The 24,646-nt window shown below is 49.6% G+C and carries 20 protein-coding genes; 16 read left to right on the top strand and 4 right to left on the bottom strand.

What is annotated here, in order from left to right:
- Window positions 1–73 precede the first annotated feature (73 nt).
- From CWB98_RS17540 to CWB98_RS17530, 3 genes are all read left to right on the top strand, one after another.
- Complete coding sequence (locus CWB98_RS17540; RefSeq protein WP_138546039.1) at window positions 74–2,230, top strand: ATP-binding protein; 2,157 nt, start codon at window positions 74–76, stop codon at window positions 2,228–2,230.
- 132 nt (window positions 2,231–2,362) lie between these two features.
- Window positions 2,363–5,692, top strand: a complete 3,330-nt coding sequence (locus tag CWB98_RS17535) for an amidohydrolase family protein (RefSeq protein WP_138546038.1) — start codon at window positions 2,363–2,365, stop codon at window positions 5,690–5,692.
- Between the two features lie 275 nt (window positions 5,693–5,967).
- The gene (locus CWB98_RS17530; protein WP_138546037.1) at window positions 5,968–9,276 is read left to right on the top strand and encodes a methyl-accepting chemotaxis protein; all 3,309 of its coding nucleotides are present in this window, start codon (window positions 5,968–5,970) and stop codon (window positions 9,274–9,276) included.
- 67 nt (window positions 9,277–9,343) lie between these two features.
- Here the strand turns inward: CWB98_RS17530 and CWB98_RS17525 are convergent, their stop codons facing one another.
- Complete coding sequence (locus CWB98_RS17525) at window positions 9,344–10,129, bottom strand: amidohydrolase (RefSeq protein ID WP_138546036.1); 786 nt, start codon at window positions 10,127–10,129, stop codon at window positions 9,344–9,346.
- Window positions 10,117–11,211, bottom strand: coding sequence for a methionine aminotransferase (locus CWB98_RS17520; protein WP_249364713.1), 1,095 nt, complete (start codon window positions 11,209–11,211; stop codon window positions 10,117–10,119). Before CWB98_RS17520 ends, CWB98_RS17525 begins: the two co-directional genes overlap by 13 nt.
- A 158-nt stretch (window positions 11,212–11,369) precedes the next feature.
- Here CWB98_RS17520 and CWB98_RS17515 point away from each other — a divergent pair, with 158 nt between their 5' ends.
- Genes CWB98_RS17515 through CWB98_RS17505 form a run of 3 tightly spaced genes read left to right on the top strand, consistent with a single transcriptional unit; the run spans window position 11,370 to window position 13,206 of the window.
- The gene (locus tag CWB98_RS17515; RefSeq protein WP_138546034.1) at window positions 11,370–11,984 is read left to right on the top strand and encodes a methylthioribulose 1-phosphate dehydratase; all 615 of its coding nucleotides are present in this window, start codon (window positions 11,370–11,372) and stop codon (window positions 11,982–11,984) included.
- A complete protein-coding gene (mtnC, locus tag CWB98_RS17510; protein WP_138546033.1) occupies window positions 11,981–12,667 on the top strand; it encodes an acireductone synthase in 687 nt (228 codons plus the stop codon). The genes CWB98_RS17515 and mtnC overlap by 4 nt, the downstream gene beginning before the upstream one ends.
- Window positions 12,664–13,206 carry a 1,2-dihydroxy-3-keto-5-methylthiopentene dioxygenase gene (locus CWB98_RS17505; RefSeq protein ID WP_138546032.1) on the top strand — a complete coding sequence of 181 codons (543 nt, stop codon included), beginning with the start codon at window positions 12,664–12,666 and terminating at the stop codon, window positions 13,204–13,206. Before mtnC ends, CWB98_RS17505 begins: the two co-directional genes overlap by 4 nt.
- Window positions 13,207–13,229: 23 nt before the next feature.
- Here CWB98_RS17505 and mtnA read toward each other — a convergent pair whose 3' ends face one another.
- Window positions 13,230–14,252, bottom strand: coding sequence for an S-methyl-5-thioribose-1-phosphate isomerase (gene mtnA, locus CWB98_RS17500; protein WP_138546031.1), 1,023 nt, complete (start codon window positions 14,250–14,252; stop codon window positions 13,230–13,232).
- Between the two features lie 181 nt (window positions 14,253–14,433).
- Between mtnA and mtnK the strand changes: the two genes are divergently transcribed.
- On the top strand, window positions 14,434–15,636 hold the full coding sequence (gene mtnK / locus CWB98_RS17495; RefSeq protein WP_138546030.1) for an S-methyl-5-thioribose kinase: 1,203 nt from the start codon (window positions 14,434–14,436) through the stop codon (window positions 15,634–15,636).
- A 57-nt stretch (window positions 15,637–15,693) separates the two neighbouring features.
- Here the strand turns inward: mtnK and CWB98_RS17490 are convergent, their stop codons facing one another.
- Window positions 15,694–17,457 carry a DUF885 domain-containing protein gene (locus tag CWB98_RS17490; RefSeq protein WP_138546029.1) on the bottom strand — a complete coding sequence of 588 codons (1,764 nt, stop codon included), beginning with the start codon at window positions 17,455–17,457 and terminating at the stop codon, window positions 15,694–15,696.
- A 321-nt stretch (window positions 17,458–17,778) separates the two neighbouring features.
- On the opposite strand from CWB98_RS17490, the gene CWB98_RS17485 reads away from it, so the two are divergent.
- The 9 genes from CWB98_RS17485 (at window position 17,779) to CWB98_RS17445 (ending at window position 24,625) form a co-directional block, all read left to right on the top strand.
- A complete protein-coding gene (locus tag CWB98_RS17485) occupies window positions 17,779–18,786 on the top strand; it encodes a GGDEF domain-containing protein (protein WP_138546028.1) in 1,008 nt (335 codons plus the stop codon).
- A 144-nt stretch (window positions 18,787–18,930) separates the two neighbouring features.
- Window positions 18,931–19,686, top strand: coding sequence for a bifunctional demethylmenaquinone methyltransferase/2-methoxy-6-polyprenyl-1,4-benzoquinol methylase UbiE (ubiE, locus tag CWB98_RS17480; RefSeq protein WP_046005834.1), 756 nt, complete (start codon window positions 18,931–18,933; stop codon window positions 19,684–19,686).
- 23 nt (window positions 19,687–19,709) lie between these two features.
- Window positions 19,710–20,324, top strand: a complete 615-nt coding sequence (locus CWB98_RS17475) for a ubiquinone biosynthesis accessory factor UbiJ (protein ID WP_138546027.1) — start codon at window positions 19,710–19,712, stop codon at window positions 20,322–20,324.
- Between the two features lie 13 nt (window positions 20,325–20,337).
- Entirely contained in the window at window positions 20,338–21,948 is a 1,611-nt protein-coding gene (gene ubiB / locus CWB98_RS17470) for a ubiquinone biosynthesis regulatory protein kinase UbiB (RefSeq protein WP_138546026.1), read from the top strand.
- 60 nt (window positions 21,949–22,008) lie between these two features.
- Window positions 22,009–22,254, top strand: a complete 246-nt coding sequence (tatA, locus tag CWB98_RS17465) for a Sec-independent protein translocase subunit TatA (protein ID WP_138546025.1) — start codon at window positions 22,009–22,011, stop codon at window positions 22,252–22,254.
- Between the two features lie 6 nt (window positions 22,255–22,260).
- A complete protein-coding gene (gene tatB / locus CWB98_RS17460) occupies window positions 22,261–22,593 on the top strand; it encodes a Sec-independent protein translocase protein TatB (protein ID WP_138546024.1) in 333 nt (110 codons plus the stop codon).
- An 18-nt stretch (window positions 22,594–22,611) separates the two neighbouring features.
- Window positions 22,612–23,358, top strand: a complete 747-nt coding sequence (tatC, locus tag CWB98_RS17455) for a twin-arginine translocase subunit TatC (protein WP_138546023.1) — start codon at window positions 22,612–22,614, stop codon at window positions 23,356–23,358.
- Window positions 23,351–23,836 carry a hypothetical protein gene (locus CWB98_RS17450; RefSeq protein WP_138546022.1) on the top strand — a complete coding sequence of 162 codons (486 nt, stop codon included), beginning with the start codon at window positions 23,351–23,353 and terminating at the stop codon, window positions 23,834–23,836. The genes tatC and CWB98_RS17450 overlap by 8 nt, the downstream gene beginning before the upstream one ends.
- On the top strand, window positions 23,837–24,625 hold the full coding sequence (locus tag CWB98_RS17445; protein WP_138546021.1) for a TatD family hydrolase: 789 nt from the start codon (window positions 23,837–23,839) through the stop codon (window positions 24,623–24,625).
- The last annotated feature ends 21 nt before the right edge of the window (window positions 24,626–24,646 follow it).

Raw genomic sequence — 24,646 nt, 5'->3', positions numbered from 1 at the left:
ACATCTTAGCACCGCTTTACTGTTCCCACTCTTCCTTTTATGCTAGCAAAGTTATTTATTGCTAGAGCGCACCATGCTGGATCCTAAAACTCTATATGTTACCAGCGTCGTCATGACTGCCATGATGACCCTTCTTAATTATCTGACATGGCGTGCGAATAAAGACACTCCGGGCACACTGGTCTACATTTTCTACCCTATGGTGTTATTTGCCGGAATCATCGGCTTTGCACTTCACAGTCACTTTCAACAATGGCAGACCATAGGCATCGCTAACGGCCTACTCTTTGCAGCGTCCATGCTGCATTGCTGGGCCATCAGTCAGTTTCTTGGGGTCCGTGATAAAGCCTTTCAGTTATATCTAATCGTCACCGGCGTTTTGTTTTGTGCCCTGGTTTATTTCAGCGCCATAGCACCGGGTCTCAGACAGCGTATTCTGATCTCCGACCTCCAGCACATTGCCGAAGCGTTGCTATTGCTCTACTACTTTGTCCGCTATGCCCATCCTTTGTATCCCAATGGCAGTATTGTTTATCTCATAGTGCTGAGCTTTATTCTCTGTGTCTTTACCGGTCGTACTTTGCTCATGGGAGACATTCACCATGGTAACCTGCTCGACAGCCCCTGGTTTACCATTACTCTCTTTTTTAATGGTGTGCTAGCACCCATCTTTTATGCCACCGGCATGGCAATTTTATGTAATGAAAGGCGCGAACATAATCTTAACCGCCTGACCGAAAAGGCGCAGCAAGATCTGGAGATCCGCGGCTTATTCCTGTCCACGGTCAGCCATGAGATCCGCACACCACTAAATGGCATACTAGGCAGCGCTCAGCTGGTGCTAAATCGCATTGGAGATCAGGCCAGCAAAGCCTACTGCGAAGCCATTATTAATTCAGCCGAATCGCTTAACCTGCTCATCGACAAAGTACTGGATTACGCCAGTCTGGAACAAAGCGACGAGGTACTGGCCGCTGAGGACATTGAATTTAAAAGCTGGCTCAACAATTTGTGCCTGCTGATGACGCCCATGGCAGAACAGCGCGGGCTGACCTTTACTCTGGTATACGACATGCCTGAGCAAGTTTGCTACTACTGTGATCAGCAAAAACTTCGTCAGATCCTGTTAAACCTGGTGGGTAACGCCATCAAGTTTACCGATCAGGGTGAGGTAAAGGTCTGTGTTGAGATGATCAAAGAAGGCAATATGGAACATAGAGTGCGTTTCAGTGTGATCGATACCGGCCCCGGCATTGAAGAAGAAGACATCGAGAAGCTCACCGAGCCCTATGTACAAAGCAGTGCCGGCAAAACAAAAGGTGGGACCGGGCTTGGACTCGCCATTACTGCGCGTCTGCTGGATAAAATGGGCAGCCAACTGGAAATTCTCAGCGAACTGGATAAAGGCAGCTCTTTTAGCTTTGATTTAACACTGACAGTCGGAGAGCTCAGCCTGGTCGAGAAACGTCATCACAATGTCGATTATGCTACCGGTCTGGATATTTTATTGGTCGAAGACTTGGATCTGAACCGTAAGATTGCCATTGAATTTATGGCCAGTGACGAGCACAGGATCAAACTGGCCAACGATGGCGAAAGTGCCATAGAGCAGCTTACCGAGCATGCATTTGATGTGGTGTTACTGGATATGAACTTACCCGATTTAACCGGCCAGGACGTACTCAAGCGACTTAAAAATATTGAACACAAAAACCGCCGAACGCCCTTTCTGGCTTTTACTGCCAGCCTTAGTCCGGAAGAGATTAAGGAGTATCTGGCTCTGGGGATCCGTGATGTAGTCGGTAAACCGATCAAACAGGACAAACTGCGCCAGGCCATCAGTAATTCGCAAAAGGCGCAAAAACCAGATATCAGTGTCGAACTCAGCGACACCCTGTATGATGAAAGCGCAGTGAGCTCGCTCAGCGGCTTCAGTGAAGATGAAGTCTCATCCATCTATAACGAATTTGTCTTGTCTGCCCGGACTAAACTGCGCCACATTCAGCAATTGCTGGATGAGGATGACCAGCAGTGTATTAAACTCTTACATCGTCAGGCCAGTACCGCGCTGCAGCTCGGCTTTAATCGCTACGGCTTAATGCTCAAAAAAATCGAGCGCAGACTACTTGATAAAAAACGCTGCGATGAAGAGCTAGCGGATGCCATGGTGTTATGGCAGCAAAGCCTGGAAGCCTATCTGCAGTATGTGCGCCATCACACGCTCAACTAGGCAGCGTCATGCAAACGCGTAAAGCATTACTTTTATCGCCAGAATGTCGACTTTATGGGAAAAGTTAGTCATTCTAGCTGACACAGGGTGCTGTGCGACCCAAATAACAAGAAATCTGAAGGAAATTTCATTATGACACTACTTAAATCGCCGCTGGCCATTGCCATCGGTGCGGCCATGATCGGCCTCAGCACGCCCTCAGTGGCGGCAACCACAGATAAAGCTGAACAAGCCAGTACTAAAGAGTGGAACGTGCTGACTCCGCCGGGTGACAAGCAAACCATCACCATAGACACCAACGAGACAACCTGGAGTAACCTGGATGTCAGCCCGGATGGTAAATCCATTATTTTTGACATGTTAGGTGACATTTATGTGATGCCAATGAGCGGTGGTAAAGCCACAGCGATCACCAGTGACAGAGCATGGAACTTCCAGCCTAAATTCTCTCCCGATGGCACAAAAATCGCCTTTATCTCAGACCGTGAAGGGGCAGAAAATCTGTGGGTGATGGACGTCAATGGCGACAACATGCGCAAAGTCTCTGATGAATCTCATAACCTACTACATAACCCAGCTTGGTCACCGGATGGTCAGTACATCGCGGTTAAACAAGGTCAGGTAACGGGTCGTACGATTCCGGGTGGTTCAATCCGCATGTACCATATTTCAGGTGGTAAAGGCGTGGTGGTGAGAGACCGCTTACATGGTGCTAAGTCACAGAAAAACATCGCAGAACCTGCTTTCTCAACCGATGGCAAGAAACTGTATTACTCTGTCGATGCCACACCAGGTGTTACCTGGGAATACAACAAAAATGCGCTGGGTTCCGTGTTCGAGATCCGCTCATGGGATTTGGCCACCGGTGAAGAAGAAACCGTGATTCGAGGCTCTGGCGGCGCCATTCGCCCAACACCTAGCCCGGATGGTAAATCACTGGCGTTCGTAAAACGCATTGAAAATGGCAAGGTCATGCAAAGCGCCTTGTACATCAAAGACCTGAAATCAGGTATCGAAACTGAGATCTTTGCCGGTCTGGACCGTGACCTGCAAGAAGCCAATGGTGCGCAGGGTAACACCCCGGCATTTGCCTATACACCGGATGGTAAAGCCTTAGTCTTCTGGGCTGGCGGCGTATTCCATAAAGTCGACATTGCCAGTAAACAAGCCAAAGTGATCCCAACTCGCGTTGTTGCTGAAAAAGAAATATCGCCTGCGCTTAAATTTGCGGTCGACGTGGCACCAGATACCTTCAAAGTAAAACTGGCGCGCTGGTCACAGATTTCTCCAGATGGTAAAACCGCGCTTTTCCAAGCGCTGGGTCATTTATACACCAAAGACATCGCTTCAGGCAAAGTGCGTCGTGTAACAAAACAAAACGATCACTTCGAGTTCTACCCGAGCTTTTCACGCGATGGCAAATACATCGTATACACCAGCTGGGACGATCAGGACTTAGGTGCCGTGCGCATAGTGTCAGCCAGTGGCGGCACAGGTCGAGTGATCACCCAAGACCCTGGTCACTACATCAACCCGAGTTTCTCACCAGATGGTAAGCACGTGCTGTATCGCAAAGTGACCGGTGGCTATCTGCTCAGCGGTGATTGGTCGATGGAACCGGGTATCTATCTGACCAGTGCCAAAGGTGGTGAAGCCAAGCGCATCATCAAGCATGGCGACAACCCTCACTTCGGGGCAGAAAAAGACCGCATCTATTTCAACGTCATGAGCGATGATACACACCGTGAACTAAAATCTGTTGACCTCAATGGTGAAAAACAGCGTTCACACTTTAAGGGCGACTACATTTTTGACTACCGCGTTTCCCCTGATGGTAACTATGTTGCCTTCATCGAAAACTTCAACACCTTTGTGGCACCATTTACCAGCACGGGTAAAACTCTGTCTATTAACAAAGGGACTAAATCGTTCCCTGTCCAGCAAGTTTCAAAATATTCTGGTGACTTCCTGAACTGGAAAGCAGACAGCAGTGCGCTAACCTGGGCCTTTGGTCCTACTTTGTATCAGCGTAAGCTCACTGATACCTTTGCATTCTTAAAAGGCGCCGCAGCAGAGCCGGCAGAACTTACTGCGCAAGGCATTGACCTGAGCTTTGAGAAAAAGGCTGACAAACCAGAAGGCGTATTGGCCTTAGTTGGCGGTAAAGTCGTCACAATGCGTAACGCGGACGAGCAGCAAGAAATCATCGAAGATGGGGTGGTACTGATTGAAGAAAATCGCATTATTGCGGTAGGTACTCGTGCTGATATTGAGATCCCAAGTAAAGCCAAAGTGATGGATATCACCGGCAAAACTGTGATCCCAGGCCTGGTAGATGCACACGCTCACGGCAGCTACGGCAGCCATAATCTGCAACCAGAGCAAAACTGGAATCAGCTATCCAACGTCAGTTTTGGTGTTACCACGATTCATGATCCATCCAATGACTCGAACGAAGTTTTCTCTATGGCTGAATTGCAGCGTGCCGGTTTGACCGTCGCACCGCGTATTTACTCCGTAGGTCGCATTCTTTACGCAGGTAATGCTCCGGGTTACAAAACCCCAATCAGTAATCTAGAAGATGCGCAATTCCATGTTAAGCGCCTCAAAGATGCCGGTGCAATCACAGTGAAAAGCTACAACCACCCACGCCGTGATACGCGCCAGCAAGTGCTCGAAGCTGCGAAACAAATGGAAATCATGGTGGTACCGGAAGGCGGTTCTAAGTTCCAGCAGAACATGAATATGATCATTGATGGTCACACCGGTCTTGAGCATGCCCTGCCGATCCCGAACATCTATTCTGACGTCACGCAAATGTGGAGCCAGACCAAAGCCGGTTTCACCCCAACGTTTAACGTAGCCTACGGTGGTATCAAAGGGGAGGATTACTTCTATGACACCACAGATGTTTGGAAAAATGAGCGTCTGGCCAGCTTTGTTCCAGACTACATTCTGAATCCGCGTTCAGTGCGCCGTGAAAAGGCACCAGAACACCACTATAACCATATCAATGCAGCAAAATCTGCAAAACAACTGCGTGACAAAGGCGTAACAGTACACATTGGTGCGCACGGTCAGCGTGAAGGACTTGGCGCGCACTGGGAGTTGTGGTCAATGGCACAAGGCGGCTTTACGCCTTGGGAAGCCCTGCGTAGTGGTACCATCGATGGTGCCAAATACCTGGCCATGGACCACGACATTGGTACCATTGAAAAAGGCAAGCTGGCCGACTTAGTGATCATCGATGGTGACGTACTGAACGACATCCGCGAGTCAGAAAAAGTCGCTTATACCGTTCTGAATGGTCGTGTCTATGATGCTGCGACTATGAACGAAACAGGTAACTATAATGTGAAGCGTCAGCCGCTGTTCTTCGAAAATGGCAGTAAGACACCAATGCATCCGGCAACGGAAGCGTATATGGAAGAAAAAGCACATAAATATCACTGGAAACACTAAAACCAGATCATTTCATTGCTAAAGCAGCCGAAAGGCTGCTTTTTTTTCGCCTATCTCCTTATATGCGCATTTATCTTCTGGCAACAATGCCTTACATACCTCAACTTGTCCCGCTCTGCACGCTGGATATTGTCGAGAACTGTTCTAAACTGTGTCACTGAATAGGATACTCTGTCGTCAGGCTCATGCTATGATGGCGGCGCAGCGAGGCCGCGTGTACAGGTGCCGCCAGCACAGCCTCACGGGTATATCAGCTAATACAAGGAGCAGGGAGCATGTCTGATCTCAGCCACTTCTTTAAGTCACTTAACCTGACACAAAAATTGATCTCGGCCTTTCTCTTGGTCGCCCTGATCCCAACCGCCATTGTCATCACTATGGCCCTGGTGCAGTCATCCGATGCCATGACCAGACAGGTCTATGCTCAATTGGGAGCAGTCGGCGAAATTAAAGAAAGCGCCATTGAGCGTCATTTTAATGGTGTGCAGGATAAACTGGTATCGCTGGCGGTGAACCCCTATGTAAAACAGGCCGCCAGCGACTTCATCCGGGCCTATGCCGAAGTAGAAGACGCCGTTGCGACACCCGCCAGCCTGACGCGCTTTTATCGCGAGCAGTTTGCACCACGCTTCAAGTCACTCAATGAGCAAGCTGCACCACCTGCAATACTCTTAGACGACCTGTCCCCTCAGGGGATCACTTTGCAAACCCGTTACCTGGCCGAAAACCCTCACCCTCTGGGCGAAAAGCTTAACCTGCTCAGCAGCCCGATTGACGACACATACGATCAAGTGCACAGACAATACCATGAGTTTTTTACTAAAATTGCCGACGTTTACGAGTTTTACGATATTTTTATTGTCGACAACCTGAACGGTAATATTATTTATTCTGTCTATAAAGAGAGCGACTTTGCCACCTCTCTACTCTATGGTCCCTATTCTCAAAGCAATATTGCCAAAGCGTTTCTCGCAGCCCGGGAGTTAAGCGAGGAAGGCGAGATGGCGTTTGTTGATTATGAGCAATATTTACCTTCTTACAATGCCCCCGCCAGTTTTGTCGCGGCCCCTTTGGTCGTTGATGGTCAGGTATCAGCCACGTTAATCTTCCAACTCTCGATTGACGCCCTGAACACCATTATGACGGAACGTCAGGGTTTGGGAGAAAGCGGAGAAACCTACTTAGTTGGTCCGGAAGGCTTGATGCGCTCAGACTCTTATCTGGATCCGGTTCATCACTCAGTGACGGCCTCATTTCGTCATCCGGAAAAAGGCACTGTGAATACCGAAGCATTCAAATTAGCCATGCAGGGACAACAAGGACAGAAAGTCGTACTCGACTATAATGGCAACCCTGTATTGTCGGCTTATACCTCAGTCGATGTGTTTAACGTGCGCTGGGCTCTGCTGGCAGAAATCGACGAAGCCGAAGCCTTTGCACCGATCAATACCTTGCGTACCCAGCTACTTATGGTGCTGGGGGTCTGTGTTATTATGATTATTCTGGCTGCTTTCTGGTTTGCTCGTACTCTGACCCGCCCGGTCCACGCGCTGGTAAATACCATTCGTAAAGTGGAACAAGAAGGTGACTTCGCTTTACGCACTGAAATAAATACTTTGGATGAAATTGGCCGGTGTGGCCAGGCATTTAACTCCCTGCTGGACGCATTGCAGCTGTCTATTTCAGAGACAAACCGAGTGATGAACCGCATGGCTGCTGGCAGATTTGACGACAGGATCAGCGCGCCGTGTAAAGGGGAGCTGGATACCCTAAAACGTGCCACGAATGACTGCGCGCAAAGCCTGCAAACGGCATTGAGTGATGTGGGGCAAGTGATCCATGCAATGTCAGAAGGCCAGTTTGACAAGCAGCTTCAGTCTGAAATGAGTGGCGATCTGGCTACGCTCAAACAGCATATCAACACCTCCATGCATTCTATCAATGCGACTATGACAGAAATTGTCAGCGTGATGTCGGAGATGGAGCAAGGTCACTTCAGGGGGCAAGTACAGGTTGAGGCGCAGGGCAGCCTGCAACGGCTAAAAATAAGCGTAAATAACTCCGTAAGCAGTGTTGCTGGGGCCATTGATGGACTGGCGGCGATGATGAGTGCACTGCGTCAGGGCGACTTTAGCCAGCGTCTTGAATTACCGTTACGCGGCCAGCTTGAGGAACTCAAAGACGACACTAACTCCAGCGTGGAAAATCTCGCCGCCATTATCGAAGACATCGGTCACACTATGGCTGCCGTCAGCGAGGGCGACTTCAAACAAACCGTATCAACGCCAGCTCAGGGACAGCTCGGGGAGCTCAAGGAACACATAAATGTCTCGGTACGCAGCGTTGATGAGGCCATCAGTGAAATTTCATCAGTCATGATGGCAATCAGCCACGGTCGCTTCGACCGTACCATCAATTCACCTATGTGTGGTCAGCTGGATACACTTAAAGGCGATATCAACCATTCGGTAAATAATCTCAGCCGCGTCATAGAAGAGCTGGCCAGTGTCATGTCGGCGATGAGTCAGGGAGATTTTACTATCCAGATTGAGTCCGAGTTGCAAGGCCAGCTATTGCAGCTAAAAGAAGACGTTAATACCTCTACAACCACGGTATCCGATGCCATCAATGAAGTTACTCGGGTATTGGGCGCGCTGGCTAAAGGGCAGCTGAATGAACAGATCAATGGCCACTATGAGGGCGTATTTGAAACACTACAACGCGATGTCAATGCTACCATTGCTAAGCTGACTGAGGTGATCGAAGGGATCCAATATGCAGCGGGTCAGGTTACCCAAAGCGCCGGCGAGATTGCAGCCAGCAATACAGAGATCAGCCAGCGCACCGAAGAGCAGGCAGCCAATCTGGAAGAAGCCAGTGCCAGCACCAGCCACATGCTGGAAGAACTAACCTTAGTGGCCAAGCAATCAGGCACAGCGGTAGAGCTGGCGAGCAATGCGGAAACCATAGCCAAAGAAGGCGGCTCTCTGTCACAGGACACAGTGACAGCCATCGGTGAAGTGAACCGGGCCAGCAAAGACATTAATGAAATTGTGTCGGTGATCGATGCGCTGGCTTTTCAAACCAACCTGCTGGCACTCAATGCCGCCGTAGAAGCAGCACGGGCAGGTGAAAATGGCCGGGGTTTTGCGGTGGTTGCAAACGAAGTGCGTGAGCTGGCGGGTCGCAGTGCCGCTTCTGCCAAGCAAATCAAAGAGATCATTGCCAATAGTAACGAGAAAGTGGAACAAGGTACGCAGCTGGCTAATCATTCGGGTGAGAAACTCGACCAAATAGTCGAAGCCGTTGCCGATGTGAGCCAAAACATAGTGAAAATCAATCTGTCGACCACCACACAACAGCAATCGATCAAAGAGGTGGATATCGTTGTGCAACGCCTGACAGACTTAATTCAGGAGAACTCGGCTATCACGGAAGAAACGATGGCGGCAGCACGACAAATGTCAGAGCAGGCCAATGCGATGCGTGAATTACTCGGTTACTTTGAAGTGAATGCGCGTCAACAGAGCGCCCTGGCGTCACCTGAACAGGAGCTGCTGATCCACAGTTATAATGCTTCTTAAACTTGCTCGTAAGTCAGTCGGTTTATATACAGCGCGGTTTAGGTTTCGCCGCGCTGCGGCTGATTTCTTATTGCAGGGAAAATGAGTCCGCATCCAGGTGCGCAGGGAAGCCCTGTTTAAAAGACGCCAAAGACGCCTTGTTCAGGCTGACCACCAGCACATCGGCTGTATCATCCGCGACCCCCGCCAGTAAGGTGCCGGTGTAATCATATGCGGCTGTTCCGCCATTGTGTGCTGTGCCATAGCCATCCTCACCAACTCGGTTACAACCCAGCACATAACACTGGTTTTCAATCGCTCTGGCTTGCAATAACGTATCCCAGATGCGACGTCGGGCAGCAGGCCAGTTTGCCACATTGATCATCACATCATAGTCATTGCGATTACGCTGAAATACTGGGAAACGCAGGTCATAACACACCTGAGGTAAGATCCTGAAGCCATTTACCTCGAATACCACACGCTCCTCTCCGGCAATGACATAATCCCCTTCTTTACCGAGGCAAAACAGATGGCGTTTATCATAGTAACGCACTGTGCCATCCGGCCAGCACCAGTAAAAACGATTGGCTTTCTTGTTACCTTGCCTCACCAGTACGCTGCCCGCCACAACTGCCTGCCAGCGCTGTGCCTGCTGTTGTAAAAAAGCCAGGGCCTTCCCCTCCAGGGGGGATTCTGCGCAGGGTTCGGCCAACGCAAAGCCAGTCGCGAAGGTTTCCGGCAAAATGATTAGATCACAGCTGTGTAATTTATCCTGTTGAGCTTGCAGCTGAGTATCCAGCAGAGCAAAGTTATTCTGAGGTGCCAGCCAGTCAATCGACTGCTGCACCAGTGCAACGGTTAAAGTTGACATAGACGCTTCGCAGCCTCCTGTAAGGTGCTATCCTCTTTGGCAAAACACAGACGGATCACCTTATCTGTACTACCACCTGCATAGAATACACTGAGGGGGATCGCCGCAACGCCGACTTCCTCCACCAGGTATTCACAAAAGCGTACATCATCCAGTGACGAAATAGCACTGTAGTCCAGTAGCAAGAAATAGCTGCCTTCACTGGGCAAAATAGTAAATCGGCCCGGCTGAAGTGCTTCAACCAGCAGGTCACGCTTATGCTGATAGAAATCAGACAATGCATCGACATGCTCCGGCTCCTCTTTGAGCATATCGGCCAGCGCCAGCTGCGCCGGAGTAAAACAAGAGAATGTGACATACTGATGGATCTTACGAAACTCATCACTGAGCGTCTCAGGTGCAATGCAATATCCCAGCTTCCAGCCAGTGCAATGAAAGGTCTTTCCAAAGCTGGCCACTACCATAGCTTTGGCAGCCAGGTCAGGGTCCCGCAGCGCACTCATATGCGGCTGAGTATCAAAGGTAATGTGCTCATACACTTCATCGCTGATCAGATACAGGTCATGCTCATTCACCAGCGCCTTTAGCGCTGTCATGTCCGCGGCCTTGAGCGTTTTTGCACTTGGGTTGTGCGGTGTGTTGATAATAATCGCGCGCGTTTTTGTCGTCACTGCGGCCGCAACCTGTTGCCAGTCAACCCGATAATCCGGTGCCTGCAGCGCGATATGTACACTGGTACCGCCGGCCAGCTTAATGGCTGGATGATAAGAATCATACGCGGGGTCGAACACTATCACTTCATCACCCGGACGCACCAGCGTCTGAATGGCCACAAACAGTGCTTCTGTGGCACCTGCTGTCACGGTTACCTGAGCGTCTGCCCGGATCTTGGCCCCGTATTTTCGTTCAACCAGTGCGGCAATTTGTTGTTGCAAAGCCGGCATGCCAGGCGAAGGCGCATACTGATTCATACCCGCCTGGACATACTGAGTCAGTCTGAGTTTGAGCCGCTCAGGCGCATCAAATTCAGGAAATCCCTGAGACAAATTGAGTGCGCCATGCTGATTGGCCAGCGCGGTCATTTTTGAAAAAATACTGGTGCCTACATGAGGTAATTTACTTTCCACGGCCAAGTCCTCGTTTGCGTGTGGTGTAACGGCCCAAGCGATGCTATCATTGCTGCAAATAGAAGTATAGCCGTCTAAAATCATTCACGATATTACTCGTGAGAGGTAAGCGTATGCAATCAGCACAAGCAAAACATGCCCTGATAGAAACCGGACGCTGGCTCAGCGAACAGGGCTGGGTACCGGCAACCGGAGGCAATTTCTCCATTAGAACAGAGCAAGGCTTTGTTGTCACGGCCAGTGGTCATGACAAGGGAACATTGCAACCTGAGCATTTTCTGGAATTCGACACAGAGGGCGCACAAACATCCGGCACTGGTCATCCCTCGGCTGAAACCGAGCTGCATCTTGCGCTTTATGCACTCAGCCCTCGCACCCACTGTATCTTACATACTCACTCTGTTGCCGCCACAGTCTTGTCACGCCTGACAGCAGATCACAGCCTGGACATCACAGGGTATGAAATGCAAAAAGCCCTGCATGGCTATACCAGCCACCTGGAAACTCTGGCCATTCCGGTATTCGACAACGATCAGGATATTCCCGCCCTGGCTGGTCGGGTAACTGAATATCATGCCCATACGCCTATCCAACACGGCGTGCTGATCCGCGGGCATGGGTTGTATGCCATGGGTGCCGATATCACCGAAACCCGGCGTCATATCGAGGCGCTGGAATTTTTGTTTAACTGCGAGCTGACACGCCGACAACTGGAAAAAAACGGATGATCAAAGCAATTCTGACCGACATCGAAGGCACCATTACGCGTATCTCTTTCGTTAAAGAGATTTTGTTTCCCTATGCCGCGAACAACCTGACAGATTTCGTCACTCAGTATGCGCAACAACCCGAAGTCAGTGCACAACTGGATGCCGTGCGCGCTGAACTGGACGAGCCACACGCTTCGCTGGAGCAGGTTATTCAGGCGCTACTTAACTGGATCGCCGAAGATAAAAAAATAACCCCGCTGAAGCAATTACAGGGCATGATCTGGCAGCATGGTTATCAGAATGGCGACTTTACTGGCCATATTTATCCGGATGCTTACCAGTTTTTGTGTACCGAGCATGACGCCGGCAAGGCGCTCTATGTGTATTCATCCGGCTCCGTTCAAGCTCAACAACTGCTGTTTGCGCATTCAGACTATGGCGATATGCGACCCATGTTCAGTGGTTATTTTGATACTCGGGTGGGCGCCAAACAACAGCCCGAAGCCTATCAAACCATTGTCAGTCAGTTATCTTTTGCGGCGCACGAGATCCTCTTCCTGAGTGATGTGGTGGCCGAACTGGATGCCGCCAAAGCAGCCGGTATGCAAACGTTGCAGCTGTGGCGCGATGCACAGCCACGCGCACAACAACACAAATATATCGAAGATTTCAGCCACTATCACGCACAGGAGTCGTTATGAGCCAGTTGAGCGTTTTCCGCGATCAGTACCCGACTAAAATAGAGTTTCAGAGTGAAGCACATGACCAGATAGCTGCCCGGCTTAGTGAAGTAGGCGTGCGCTTTGAACAATGGCAGGCCGCTTATGATGTTACTCAGGCGGCCTCTCATGACGATATTCTTTCTGCTTATCAAGCAGATATTGCGCGACTAACAGCACAAGATGGATATCAAACGGTAGATGTGATCTCCTTACCCAAAGGTCACCCCGACGCAGCCTCACTGCGCCAGAAGTTTCTCTTTGAGCATACGCATAGCGAGGATGAAGTCCGCTTCTTTGTGCAGGGCCAGGGGTTATTCTGCCTTCACATTGGCGAGCGGGTATACCAGGTGCTGTGTCAACAGGGCGACCTGATCTCAGTCCCAGCTAATACACCTCACTGGTTTGATATGGGCAGCGATCCTGAGTTTACGGCGATCCGACTATTCAACAATGAACAAGGCTGGGTAGCACAAAGTACCGACAGCCCAATTGCAGAGCGCTTTCCGTTACTGGATTAAAGCGCCCTTACGGCACGGACTTCTCATACCGTGCCTAATACGCCAGCTGCAACCTCCTGCGGATAATACACTCCGGTATCGAGTACCCAGGCCGTGATTAACGCGGCAGGCGTGACGTCAAAGGCAGGATTGTACACTTTCGCCTGCTCCGGCGCCCACTGGCAACGACCAAAGCTGCCACTCACACCGGTGACTTCTGTCTCTGCGCGCTGCTCAATAGGAATGTCCTGCCCGGATACACAGCTGCTGTCCAGGGTCGTCACTGGTGCGACAACATAGAAGGGGATCTGATGGAAATGCGCCAGTACAGCCAGGTTATAAGTCCCTACCTTATTAGCAAAATCGCCATTAACGGCAATGCGATCTGCGCCGACAAAAATCTTATCGACTTTACCCGCTGCCATCAGGCTGGCTGCCATATTGTCGCAGATCAGCGTATAAGGGATCTGCCACTGAGCCAGTTCATAGGCCGTCAGGCGCCCCCCTTGCAACAGTGGCCGGGTTTCATCTACCCAGATGTGAATATTCGAGTGCTGCCTGGCTGCATGATGAATAACCCCTAATGCCGTACCAACACCTGCGGTAGCCAGTGCCCCGGTGTTACAGTGAGTGAGAATATTGTCTCCGGATTCAACCAGCTCAGCTCCGAATGTGGCCATCCGTTCACACAAGGCGCAGTCTTCCTCAAACAGACGCTCCGCCTCTTCAACTACGGCCTGCACATAATCAGGCTGTTGCAGCGCCTCGCGCAGTCTGGTCATGCAATGCATCAGGTTTACTGCGGTCGGACGCGTAGCGGTCAATTCATCAATGGCATCGTTCAATTGCGCTTTACTGCTGCCCTGCTCTGCCAGATAAGCCACCAGCAAACTGGCCGCCAGGCCAATCAAAGGTGCCCCGCGTACTTTAAGCGCTAAGATCAGCGACTTCATCTGCTCGATATTCTCGCAGTGATGCCATGTTTCCTGGTGTGGCAACAGATACTGGTCCAGCACTTGGACCATGCCATTTTGATACTTAAGACTGCGTGCGATTAACTCTTTCAACCTTGCTTCCTCCGGCTTGTTCCTGAGTAATGCCAATCATCAACCAGATCTGCTCGCTGCGCGTGATCCCATGATGAAATGGCTGCAACCATTCTACATCAAGATCTAAAGATGTATAGACTTCTAAACGTTTGCAGGTATAGAATGCTGATCTATTTTTTATTCTATGTGGATGATCCGGATGAGTGCTTATCAGGCGTTTGACAATGAAATGGCCATTGAATACATCAACAACCTGGGGGGGATCTTCCCGCCAGACGCACAGCTAAATTGCTATGAGTTTGGCGATGGCAACTTAAACCTGGTGTTTAGGGTCATTGATCAGCATAACCACAGTGTGATCCTCAAGCAGGCACTCCCGTATGCTCGCTGCGTTGGTGAAAGCTGGCCGTTAACGCTGGACAGGGCGCGAATTGAAGCCAATGCATTGATCCGCCATGGTAAGGTCTGTCCAGCGCACACCGTCCAGGTGATACATCATGACAGTGTGCAGGCGGTCACTATACTTGAAGATTTAGGCCACCTGCGCATACTGCGTGGTGAGCTCAATGCCGGACGTACCTTTGCGAATCTGGGGCGGGATGTTGCCCGATACCTGGCCACAACCAGCTTTTATCACAGCGATTTCTATCTCAGTGCGGCCGAAAAAAAATCCCTGGTACAGACTTTTACCAATCCGGAACTTTGTGCCATTACAGAAGCGCTATTTTTTGATGACCCTTATCAGGATTCTGAGCGCAACCACTATCCCGACGCGCTAAGCCCTGAGGTCAGCAAACTTCGTCACAATAAGGCGCTAAAACTAGCAATCGCACAGCTAAAGACGCGCTTTTTATCTTCGCCACAGGCACTATTGCATGGTGACGCACACAGTGGCAGCCTGTTTGTTGATGACACGACAACCAAACTCATCGACCCAGAATTTGCTTTCTTCGGCCCAATAGGGTTCGATCTGGGGTCTTTCATCGGCAATTTACTGCTGAACTTCTGCGCCCAGCATGGTCGCATCAATGAGCCATCAAAGCGCCGTGATATTCATACATATTTACTGCGCACCATAGATATTTGCCTGAGTGAATTTGAGCAGCAGTGGCTCAGTTTGTGTACGCAACAAGGCAAAGACCGCACTTTGCAGGTACCTGGATATGCTGAACACTTTTTACATGACGTCTTTCAGGATGCCATTGGCTACTGTGGCAGCGAAATGATCCGACGGACAATAGGTCTGGCCCATGTCAGTGATCTGGATGAAATTCAAGATGATCAGACTCGCCTACGAGCACAGCGTCTGGCACTCGAAGTGGGTGAGCAGTTGATCCTGCACGCGCGTAGCTGTCACAACAAAGATGCCTGCTACCAACTGATCATCAGTGTATTGCAGTAATTCAGGGCGGGGAGTAAGCCGGATCAACCTATATATGGAGGTTGATCCGCTTGTCATTTAACGGGTTTGATCCGCTTTCTGCACCGATGCAATGTAGTTATCGATCTGCGATTCCAGCACGTTTAATGGCACAGAGCCATGACGCAGGATCTGATGATGGAACTCACGAATATCAAAGTCATCGCCTAACGCTGCCTCTGTTTTTGCGCGTAAACGTTTAATCGTTAACTCTCCAACCTTGTATGAAAGAGCCTGCCCCGGCCATGAAATATAACGGTCGGTTTCAGTTTTAACATTGTGCAATGACAAGGCCGTATTATCGCGCATAAAATTCATCGCTCGTTCGCGGCTCCAACCATACATATGCATACCGGTATCCACAACCAAACGTGCCGCCCGCCACATTTCATAAGTCAAACGCCCAAAGTTACTATATGGATCCTGATAGAAACCCGCTTCCAGACCCAGGTATTCCGCGTACAGTCCCCAGCCTTCACCAAATGCTGAGATATATGAATCGCGACGGTAGTCAGGTAAATAGTCTAACTCCTGATTCAGTGAAATTTGCAAGTGATGCCCAGGCACAGCTTCATGCAAAGTCAGTGCTTCTAGTACATACAAGGGACGTTTATCCAGGGCATAAGTATTCACCCAGTAGTAACCTGCATCTGTATCTTTGTCCGCGCCCAGATAGCGACCTGTGGTGTATTTAGGTGCGATCGCATCTGGTACCGGGGCCACACCATACGGGCGGCGCGGCAGCGTATGGAAGAGTTTAGGTAGCTGAGCATCCATTTGCTTCGCAATATATGCAGCTTCTTTAAGCAGCTCTTCGGCACTGTTGGCATAGAATTGAGGGTCCGTTCTCAAAAACTGTACAAACTCGGCAAAGTTTCCTTCAAATTCTGTTTGCCTGATGATTTGCATCATCTCACCTTTGATCCTGGCAACTTCTTTCAGCCCTAATTCATGGATCTCTTTAGGTGTCATTTGCGTGGTAGTGAAATGCGCGGTGCGATTACGATAAAACTCGACACCATTTGGTGTACTGGAAATACCGATATCATCCCGAGCACCCGGTCGATACTCTTCGATGAAAAATCTCAGATACTCGCGATATGCAGGAATAACCTGCTGTGACAAGACCGTTTTTGCCTGTGTCTGGATCGCTGCAAACTCCTGCTCAGGCAAGTTATGCTGATTGACAGCAAAAGGTCTGAAAAATTGCGATTGCGTTACATCATCGACAATGAACGCTTCAATGGACGATTCATACCCGGCTAGTACAGCTTTAGGTTGAGTCAGCCCCACAGCCAGTCCCTTGCGCATCCAGTCAATATTTTGCTGGAAATAACGCGGCACCTCAGCAAGCTTGCTCAGATACACCGCGTATCCCGAAGGCCTGCTCAAATCCACATCATTAAACAACCAGGGCAGACTGCTGTGAAATCCACTTTCAGACTTGAGCGGCATGTAATGTGCGTTGAAACGATAGCGATCTACTTGGTCCTGGATCTGGGCGCGCAAAATCGTCAGATTGATGCGGTTTTCTTCACTTAACTTTCCCGTATCCAGTGCGTCTAATTGCTGGAGAAAGCGTTCACGCTCCGCATTTTTGGCCGCCAAAGCTGTCGCACTTAGGTCAGGTAGCTGAGTTTTAACCAAGGTTCGATTGTCGTTACGAAACGTCATTACTTGCTCAGCCAGACTGGTAAATTGCTGATCAGCACTGACCTGAGTCAGCTCACATCCCGTCAGTCCCAGTGCCAGAGTCACAGCACACACAGTGCGAGATAGAGTGGTTTTCAGTGAAGCATTCACGCGAGTGATCCTTTAACAATAATGTGAAATTTACGCAACACCTAAACACGCCAGTGAAAGGCTTGCAACTTAAAGCGACCAGTCGCCGAAAGGCACCTGCCAGGTATCAATAATGCAAGGCTTACAAGACAAAGGAAAAAGTGATTACTAATTCATCAGCCCCCGGGGAAAAGCAATAAATTTGTCACTTAACACTGATTTTTGCTTTGCAAAACTCGGTAGAGCGATTAATGTAGCCGCTGCGGAGCAGGCACCTCACAGGTGCTATGTCAAACGCTTCGGCGAGTCGTACAACAGCAACTGATTATTGTGGTAAGTAAAATGATGTTCCATGATTCCATGGCAATAGCACAAGAAAAAATGACTAAAGTTTGTCAGTTTCTGGAACAGAATCATCTGCCTCCTACGCCATTGAATTATCACATAGGGTATGTCTATATCAGCCAGACCAATCGTGATTTGACTGAACGACTGGATCGGGACATCCGCAATCGTGTCCCCATCGACAGTATTTACGTCGAGCAGCTCTATTATGAGTACCTGCAAAAAGAGCATCAGACTGAAGCCAATCTAATCCAGCAAGTCGGCGGTATGATCGACCAGCTCAATGATTCAGCGCAACAGTCACAACAAAGTCTCATCGGGTTTGCCAAACAGATCAGCCATTGCATTCATAATCTGGATGAACACAATGTGGTCAAAACACGGGCCGCCCTGAAGGATTTTGGCGGACATACCGAGCAGCTATTAAAACAACACCAGCAGTTTAAAAATGCCTTGCGAAGAGCACGTGAAATTCATGAAAAGCAGCAACAGCAGTTATTGAAACTGCGCAAACAGCGCATTTTAGACCCACAAACCGGCCTGTATAAGCGCCATTATCTGGGCCATAAAACACAACTTTGGCTGACTCAGGATAAATCAATCTGCGCCATTTCAATACTAATTGAAAATCTGGATGCCTTCAGCCAGGACTTTGGTGACTTGGTTGGAGAGACCGTGTTACAACGCGTAGCAAAACGCATCCAGAAGTACGTGCTACAAAGTGGCCTGCCAGGCAGAACGGGTAAACAGGAGTTCACTATAGTGCTGGCTGACTGTGAAGCCGACACCGCAGTGGTGGTGGCAGAAAAAATACGTCGCGGCGTGACCAGGCTGAAGTTTGTCAGTGCCAAAGGCGATGTGTCGTTTCCTGATATCGATTTGGCCATCGGGATTGCACAACATCAACCCGACCACGACTTCAACACCCTCGCACAGCGCGCCGCTTTTGCAGCCAAAAAAGCCCAGTCTCTGGGTCAGCATTATTACATTTCTGCGCCCAATTAGTGGCGGCCACTCACCCAGTGATTCATAACAAGGTGTCCACACCAGGGGCTATTGATTAATCTGGTTAAATTGCTGACACCGATTGCGCTCACTGAGTGCGATCAAGTACACTATTGACACCCAGATCCGGCACAAACAACACACATGAAAGAAGCAAATCGCGACACCACACACTTTGGCTATAAAACAGTAGCAACGCAGGAAAAGGCCTCCATGGTGGCTGATGTTTTCCATTCCGTGGCTGCAAAATATGATGTGATGAATGACCTGATGTCATTTGGGATCCATCGCTTATGGAAACGCCAGACCATCGCGTGTTCAGGTGTTCGTCAGGGCCATAAAGTTCTGGACCTGGCAGGTGGCACCGGAGATCTGACAGCCAAGTTCAGTGAATTGGTCGGTGAATCAGGTCAGGTGATCCTGGGCGATATCAACGACTCTATGTTACGTGTTGGACGAGACAAACTACGTGACCTCGGTCGGGTTGGCAATATCGAATATGTGCAAATGAATGCCGAAGCCCTGCCCTTCCCGGACAACAGTCTGGATGTAATCACCATTGCCTTCGGACTGCGTAATGTCACCGACAAAGATAAGGCGCTGCGCTCCATGTACCGCGTATTAAAGCCCGGAGGCCGGCTACTTGTTCTTGAGTTCTCGAAAACAGACAACGAGGCGCTGTCCAAGCTCTACGACTTCTATTCATTCAACATTCTGCCCACCATGGGTAAACTGGTTGCCAATGACAGTGAGAGTTATCGTTACCTGGCTGAATCTATCCGTATGCATCCGGATCAGGAAACGCTCAAGTCAATGATGGAAGAAGCTGGTTTTGAACAGGCAAGCTATCAAAACCTCACAGGCGGTATCGTGGCACTTCACCGAGGCTTTAAATTCTAACTCCGGGGAACAGAGGAAACAGTATGTGGATCACGCTGCTCACAGCCGTTGCCGAAAGCGCATTGGAAAAACTGCTGGACAAAGAGCCGTCTCTGGCCGTGCAGCTTTCCTCTGCACAGCACAAAACACTGGCTATTACCCTAACGGATCTGGAGCTATGTTGTGCGCTACATTATGTGGGTAAACAGCAAGGCAAACCTCGTTGTTTCGTTTATGGTCATTATCAGGACCAGGCGGAATGCCACATCACCACGACCCTGTCGACCTTAGGTGAAATTTCCGACCCAAGTCAGCTGACACGCCTGATCCGTGAAGAAAAGCTGGATCTGGATGGCGATCTGCAACTGGCACAAAGCTATAGCAAAGCCTTTTCAGGATTACAGATAGACTGGGCTGAGCACCTGTCCACTCACCTTGGTGATGGGCCGGCGCAACTGCTTGTCGAACGCTGTAAGGCGGCCACCGAAAAAGGGGCTGGCCATCTAAAAATACTGCAACGAACCTTTACTCAACTGTGTCAGGACGAGCTAAAAGTGGCCGTTCACCCACTTGAAGTTCGTCAGTTCAAAACCCATACACGACAGTTGGCGCAACAGCTCGCGGCACTGGAACAACGCATTAACGCTTTAAGCGAATAATAAGGAGCTGGATTTGTCCATCGCTCGTCTGTATCAAATCGGTAAAACGTTTCTCAATTATGGCCTTGACGACTTGCTGCCAAGGCAAAAACAACCCTGGTATGCCCGAGCAATCAGACGTAGTCTGTTTTGGCTGCCTAACCAGCATCGCGACAAATCCGTTGGCGCACGACTCAGGCTGGCGCTACAAACTTTGGGGCCGGTGTGGATCAAGTTTGGCCAGATGCTCTCTACACGCCGCGATCTGCTGCCGCCAGATATTGCCGAAGAACTTGCCCTGTTACAGGACAAAGTGGCCCCATTTCCCGGCGACCAGGCACAAGCTCTGATAGAAAAAGCACTGGGACTGGATACGATTAGCGATTGTTTTGTTGAGTTTGAGCAAACACCACTGGCATCAGCCTCCATTGCACAGGTTCATTGCGCCAAACTCATGATTGATGATGAACTGCGAGAAGTCGTGGTCAAAGTGATCCGGCCAAATATTGAAAAGCAAATTCTGGCAGACTTATCCCTGATGGAGCGCTTTGCCCGCCTATTGGCGAGCCTGATCAGCGCAGGGCGCCGCTTGCGCCCCGTGGAAGTAGTCAGAGAGTATCGTAAAACCCTGCTGGATGAACTTGATCTGATGCGGGAAGCTGCTAACGCGATTCAGCTACGCCGCAACTTTGAAGGGTCTGACTCTCTGTATATTCCTGAGGTATACAGTGACTACTCCAGACGCAATGTGCTGGTGATGGAACGCATTTACGGCATTCCAGTTTCAGATACAGAGTCGCTGCTGGCACAGGGCACGAATATGAAGGTACTCGCAGAGCGGGGAGTCGAAGTATTTTTTACCCAAGTCTTTCGCGACAGCTTTTTCCATGCGGATATGCACCCGGGCAACATCTTTGTCTCTCGGGAAGACCCCCATAACCCGAAGTATATTGGCATTGACTGTGGCATCGTTGGTACCTTGAACCGCGAAGACAAGCGCTATCTGGCAGAAAACTTCATTGCTTTTTTCAACCGGGACTACCGTCAGGTAGCACAATTACATGTCGATTCTGGCTGGGTACCCGCAGATACCTGTGTTGAGGAGTTCGAATTTGCCATTCGCACAGTATGTGAGCCGATTTTTAACAAGCCTCTGGCTGAAATCTCATTCGGTCATGTGCTGGTTAATCTGTTCAATACAGCGCGACGTTTTAATATGGAAGTCCAGCCGCAGCTGGTGCTGCTACAAAAAACCCTGTTATACGTCGAAGGTCTGGGCCGCCAGCTTTACCCGCAACTGGATCTCTGGAAAACCGCCAAGCCTTTTTTAGAAAAGTGGGTACAGGATCAGGTCGGCCCTCTGGCTGTCGCAAAAAAACTTTACACTAATTTGCCGTTTTGGGCAGAAAAAATGCCAGAGCTACCGGATCTTATTTATCAGAACCTGAAACGCAGCCAACGCCAGAGCATGCCTGTTGCGCCCAGTCACGGCAGTGACACACGCGCACTACTACTGGGTATTGCCGCAGCCGCCCTCACGATTGTGGCCGGTTTGTGTTTTATTGACGAACGCCAGCTCGCCAGCAGTGTCTGTTCAATACTGGCAATCGCAATATTTATCAAAGCTTGGCGTAAAACAGGGTGATATTTTACACACTCGGCGTATAATCTTTATTAATTTAATAACACAATAAACGGAGTAAACATGGGTTTTGGTGGTATCAGTATTTGGCAATTGCTTATCATTCTGGCCATTATTGTGCTTTTATTCGGCACTAAAAAACTACGTGGCATCGGCAGTGATTTAGGCAACGCAGTAAAGGGCTTTAAAAACGCGGTTGCAGAAGACGAAGAAGAAAAAAAGTCGGATAAAGCTGAAAATAAAGAGCAATTGACCGATCAAGCTACACAAGCTAAAACGGCCAGCGAAAAAGAAAAAGACAAGGTGTGATCTGACATGGGGATGTGGGAACTCGTTGTAGTGATGATCGTGGGCCTGATAGTACTTGGGCCTGAACGCTTACCTGTTGCAATCAGAACGGTCAGCCGCTGGATCAACACCGTCAAGTCTGTCGCCAACTCTGTCAAAGCAGAAGTCAACGAAGAATTGCGCGTACACGAGTTGCATAGCAACCTTAAAAAAGCCGAAGAACAAGGCCTGGACAACATAGCGCCGGGTCTGAAGCAATCGGTGGAGGAGCTACAACGCGCGGCAGAATCGGTGCGCCATAGCTATAGCAAGTCTCCAGATTCGTCAAAAAACGACAAAGATCCGTCCTCTCCAAACTAACTGTCTACGAGTTTTTGCATGTCAGATATGACAAACAGTGGCTTTATTGGCCACCTTATTGAGCTTCGAAATCGTCTGATCAAGGCGCTGCTCAGTGTCCTGATTATATTTGTATCTTTGGTTTACTTCGCCAATGATATTTATGCTTTTGTTGCGGCGCCGCTGGTTGAAAGCCTCCCCGCCAACAGCACCATGATTGCGACGGATGTTACAGCACCTTTCTTTGCGCCTTTTAAGCTGACTCTATTCGTGTCATTATTTTTGGCGGTCCCTATGATACTGCATCAAATCTGGGGGTTTTTGGCCCCTGGCCTGTATCAGCATGAAAAGCGTATGCTGATGCCTATTTTGTTATCCAGTATCCTGCTTTTTTACGCTGGTATTGCCTTCTGTTATTTCGTTGTGATGCCCATCATACTCGGCTTTTTCACAGCTGTTGGCCCAGATATGATGACCCTCTCCCCAGATATCAGCAGTTACCTTGGCTTCATTTTAAAGCTGTTTTTTGCCTTTGGCGTCGCGTTTGAAATTCCGGTCGCCATCATGTTGCTATGCTGGAGTGGTGTTACGACCACCGACAGCCTGGCACAAAAGCGCCCTTACATAATTGTTGGTGTCTTTGTGATTGCCATGTTCTTAACGCCACCGGATGTGTTATCACAAACCCTGCTGGCAGTGCCAATGGCGCTGCTGTTTGAACTTGGCCTGTTACTGGCCAGAATATATTCCCGTACACCTAACCGTCAGGATAATAATAATGCATAACTCGCTAAGAAACGTCATTCTCACCCTATGTGCACTTACCGCCATGCAGAGCCATGCTCAGGCTTTGAATGAACAGGCACTCAAGGCCTGTACTCTGGTTGAAAACGATTTTAAAAGATTAATGTGCTTTGACCAGGTCATGGCCAATGAAACTCCGCAGATCGATAATCAGGCACATCGTGAATCCGTTAAAGCGGCAACACCTGCAAAGACCGAAGACCAGTTCGGCCTGGAGCATATCTCAGTCATAGATGAGAACAACACGTCTCTGACCGCGCAGATTACCAAAGTGAAGAAATCCCCTTTGGGTAAAGTAACGGTTACACTCAACAATGGACAAACTTGGAAGCAAGTAGATTCCGACTCATTCCGTGCAAAGTCAGGTGATGAAGTCGTTATCAGCCGTGGAACCCTCAATTCATTTTTGATGAAAAAAGTGGGAACTAATCGTGCTATTCGCGTTAAACGGTTGCAGTAAATGCCTCATTTCACTGATGCAGGGGTTAACCTAACCAGCACACAGTTTGACGCCGACCGTGACGCGATTGTGACTCGGGCCGCCAGTCAGGGGGTCGAGTCTATGCTATTGATTGGCTGCGATTTACAAAGCAGTGAATATAGCCAGGTGCTGGCAAAGCAATATCGTCAGTACGCCACGGCCGGGGTTCACCCTCACGATGCCAAAGATGTGCCGGATGATTTTATTGCCCAACTGCGTACCCTGGCCACACAAGACAGAGTTGTGGCCATCGGCGAATGCGGACTCGACTTTAACCGTGACTACTCCCCACGACCAGTACAACAACTGATCTGCGGGGTACAACTGGAACTGGCTCAGGCACTTAATATGCCTGTTTATCTGCACGAGCGTGACGCTTTCGACACGTTAAGCTCTATGCTGGATGATTTTTCCCTGCGCGGTGTATTGCATTGCTTTACCGGTGACAAGCGCGCACTACGTCATTATCTGGACTACGGCCTGATGATCGGTCTGACAGGCTGGTTGTGTGATGAGCGCCGGGGTGAAACCTTGCGGGAGCTGGTACGTTACATACCTGAAGATCGGATCCTGCTGGAAACCGATGCACCATTTCTGCTCCCAAGGACGCTGAAACCCAAGCCTAAATCGCGCCGTAACGAACCTGCATATCTGCCAGAAATTGCACACCATGTTGCCACACTCAAAAATACTTCTGTGTCGCAACTGGCTCAACAAACCACTGAGAATTTCAAATCCTTGTTTTTAGCTCACGGGGTAGCCGGTTAATGCTGTGGCGCTTGGTGTTAC

The organism is Pseudoalteromonas rubra, from assembly GCF_005887115.1.
GTDB classification, from domain to species: Bacteria; Pseudomonadota; Gammaproteobacteria; order Enterobacterales; family Alteromonadaceae; genus Pseudoalteromonas; species Pseudoalteromonas rubra_F.
The sequence above is the reverse complement of the archived record's forward strand: the minus strand, read 5'-3'. Positions and strand labels throughout refer to the sequence as shown.

Coding starts and splice junctions, on each gene's coding strand:
- CWB98_RS17540 (WP_138546039.1), top strand. CDS start 74: ATGCTGGATCCTAAAACTCTATATGTTACCAGCGTCGTCATGACTGCC.
- CWB98_RS17535 (WP_138546038.1), top strand. CDS start 2,363: ATGACACTACTTAAATCGCCGCTGGCCATTGCCATCGGTGCGGCCATG.
- CWB98_RS17530 (WP_138546037.1), top strand. CDS start 5,968: ATGTCTGATCTCAGCCACTTCTTTAAGTCACTTAACCTGACACAAAAA.
- CWB98_RS17525 (WP_138546036.1), bottom strand. CDS start 10,129: ATGTCAACTTTAACCGTTGCACTGGTGCAGCAGTCGATTGACTGGCTG.
- CWB98_RS17520 (WP_249364713.1), bottom strand. CDS start 11,211: ATGACCGCGCTGGCCAATCAGCATGGCGCACTCAATTTGTCTCAGGGA.
- CWB98_RS17515 (WP_138546034.1), top strand. CDS start 11,370: ATGCAATCAGCACAAGCAAAACATGCCCTGATAGAAACCGGACGCTGG.
- mtnC (WP_138546033.1), top strand. CDS start 11,981: ATGATCAAAGCAATTCTGACCGACATCGAAGGCACCATTACGCGTATC.
- CWB98_RS17505 (WP_138546032.1), top strand. CDS start 12,664: ATGAGCCAGTTGAGCGTTTTCCGCGATCAGTACCCGACTAAAATAGAG.
- mtnK (WP_138546030.1), top strand. CDS start 14,434: ATGAGTGCTTATCAGGCGTTTGACAATGAAATGGCCATTGAATACATC.
- CWB98_RS17485 (WP_138546028.1), top strand. CDS start 17,779: ATGATGTTCCATGATTCCATGGCAATAGCACAAGAAAAAATGACTAAA.
- ubiE (WP_046005834.1), top strand. CDS start 18,931: ATGAAAGAAGCAAATCGCGACACCACACACTTTGGCTATAAAACAGTA.
- CWB98_RS17475 (WP_138546027.1), top strand. CDS start 19,710: ATGTGGATCACGCTGCTCACAGCCGTTGCCGAAAGCGCATTGGAAAAA.
- tatA (WP_138546025.1), top strand. CDS start 22,009: ATGGGTTTTGGTGGTATCAGTATTTGGCAATTGCTTATCATTCTGGCC.
- tatB (WP_138546024.1), top strand. CDS start 22,261: ATGGGGATGTGGGAACTCGTTGTAGTGATGATCGTGGGCCTGATAGTA.
- tatC (WP_138546023.1), top strand. CDS start 22,612: ATGTCAGATATGACAAACAGTGGCTTTATTGGCCACCTTATTGAGCTT.
- CWB98_RS17450 (WP_138546022.1), top strand. CDS start 23,351: ATGCATAACTCGCTAAGAAACGTCATTCTCACCCTATGTGCACTTACC.
- CWB98_RS17445 (WP_138546021.1), top strand. CDS start 23,837: ATGCCTCATTTCACTGATGCAGGGGTTAACCTAACCAGCACACAGTTT.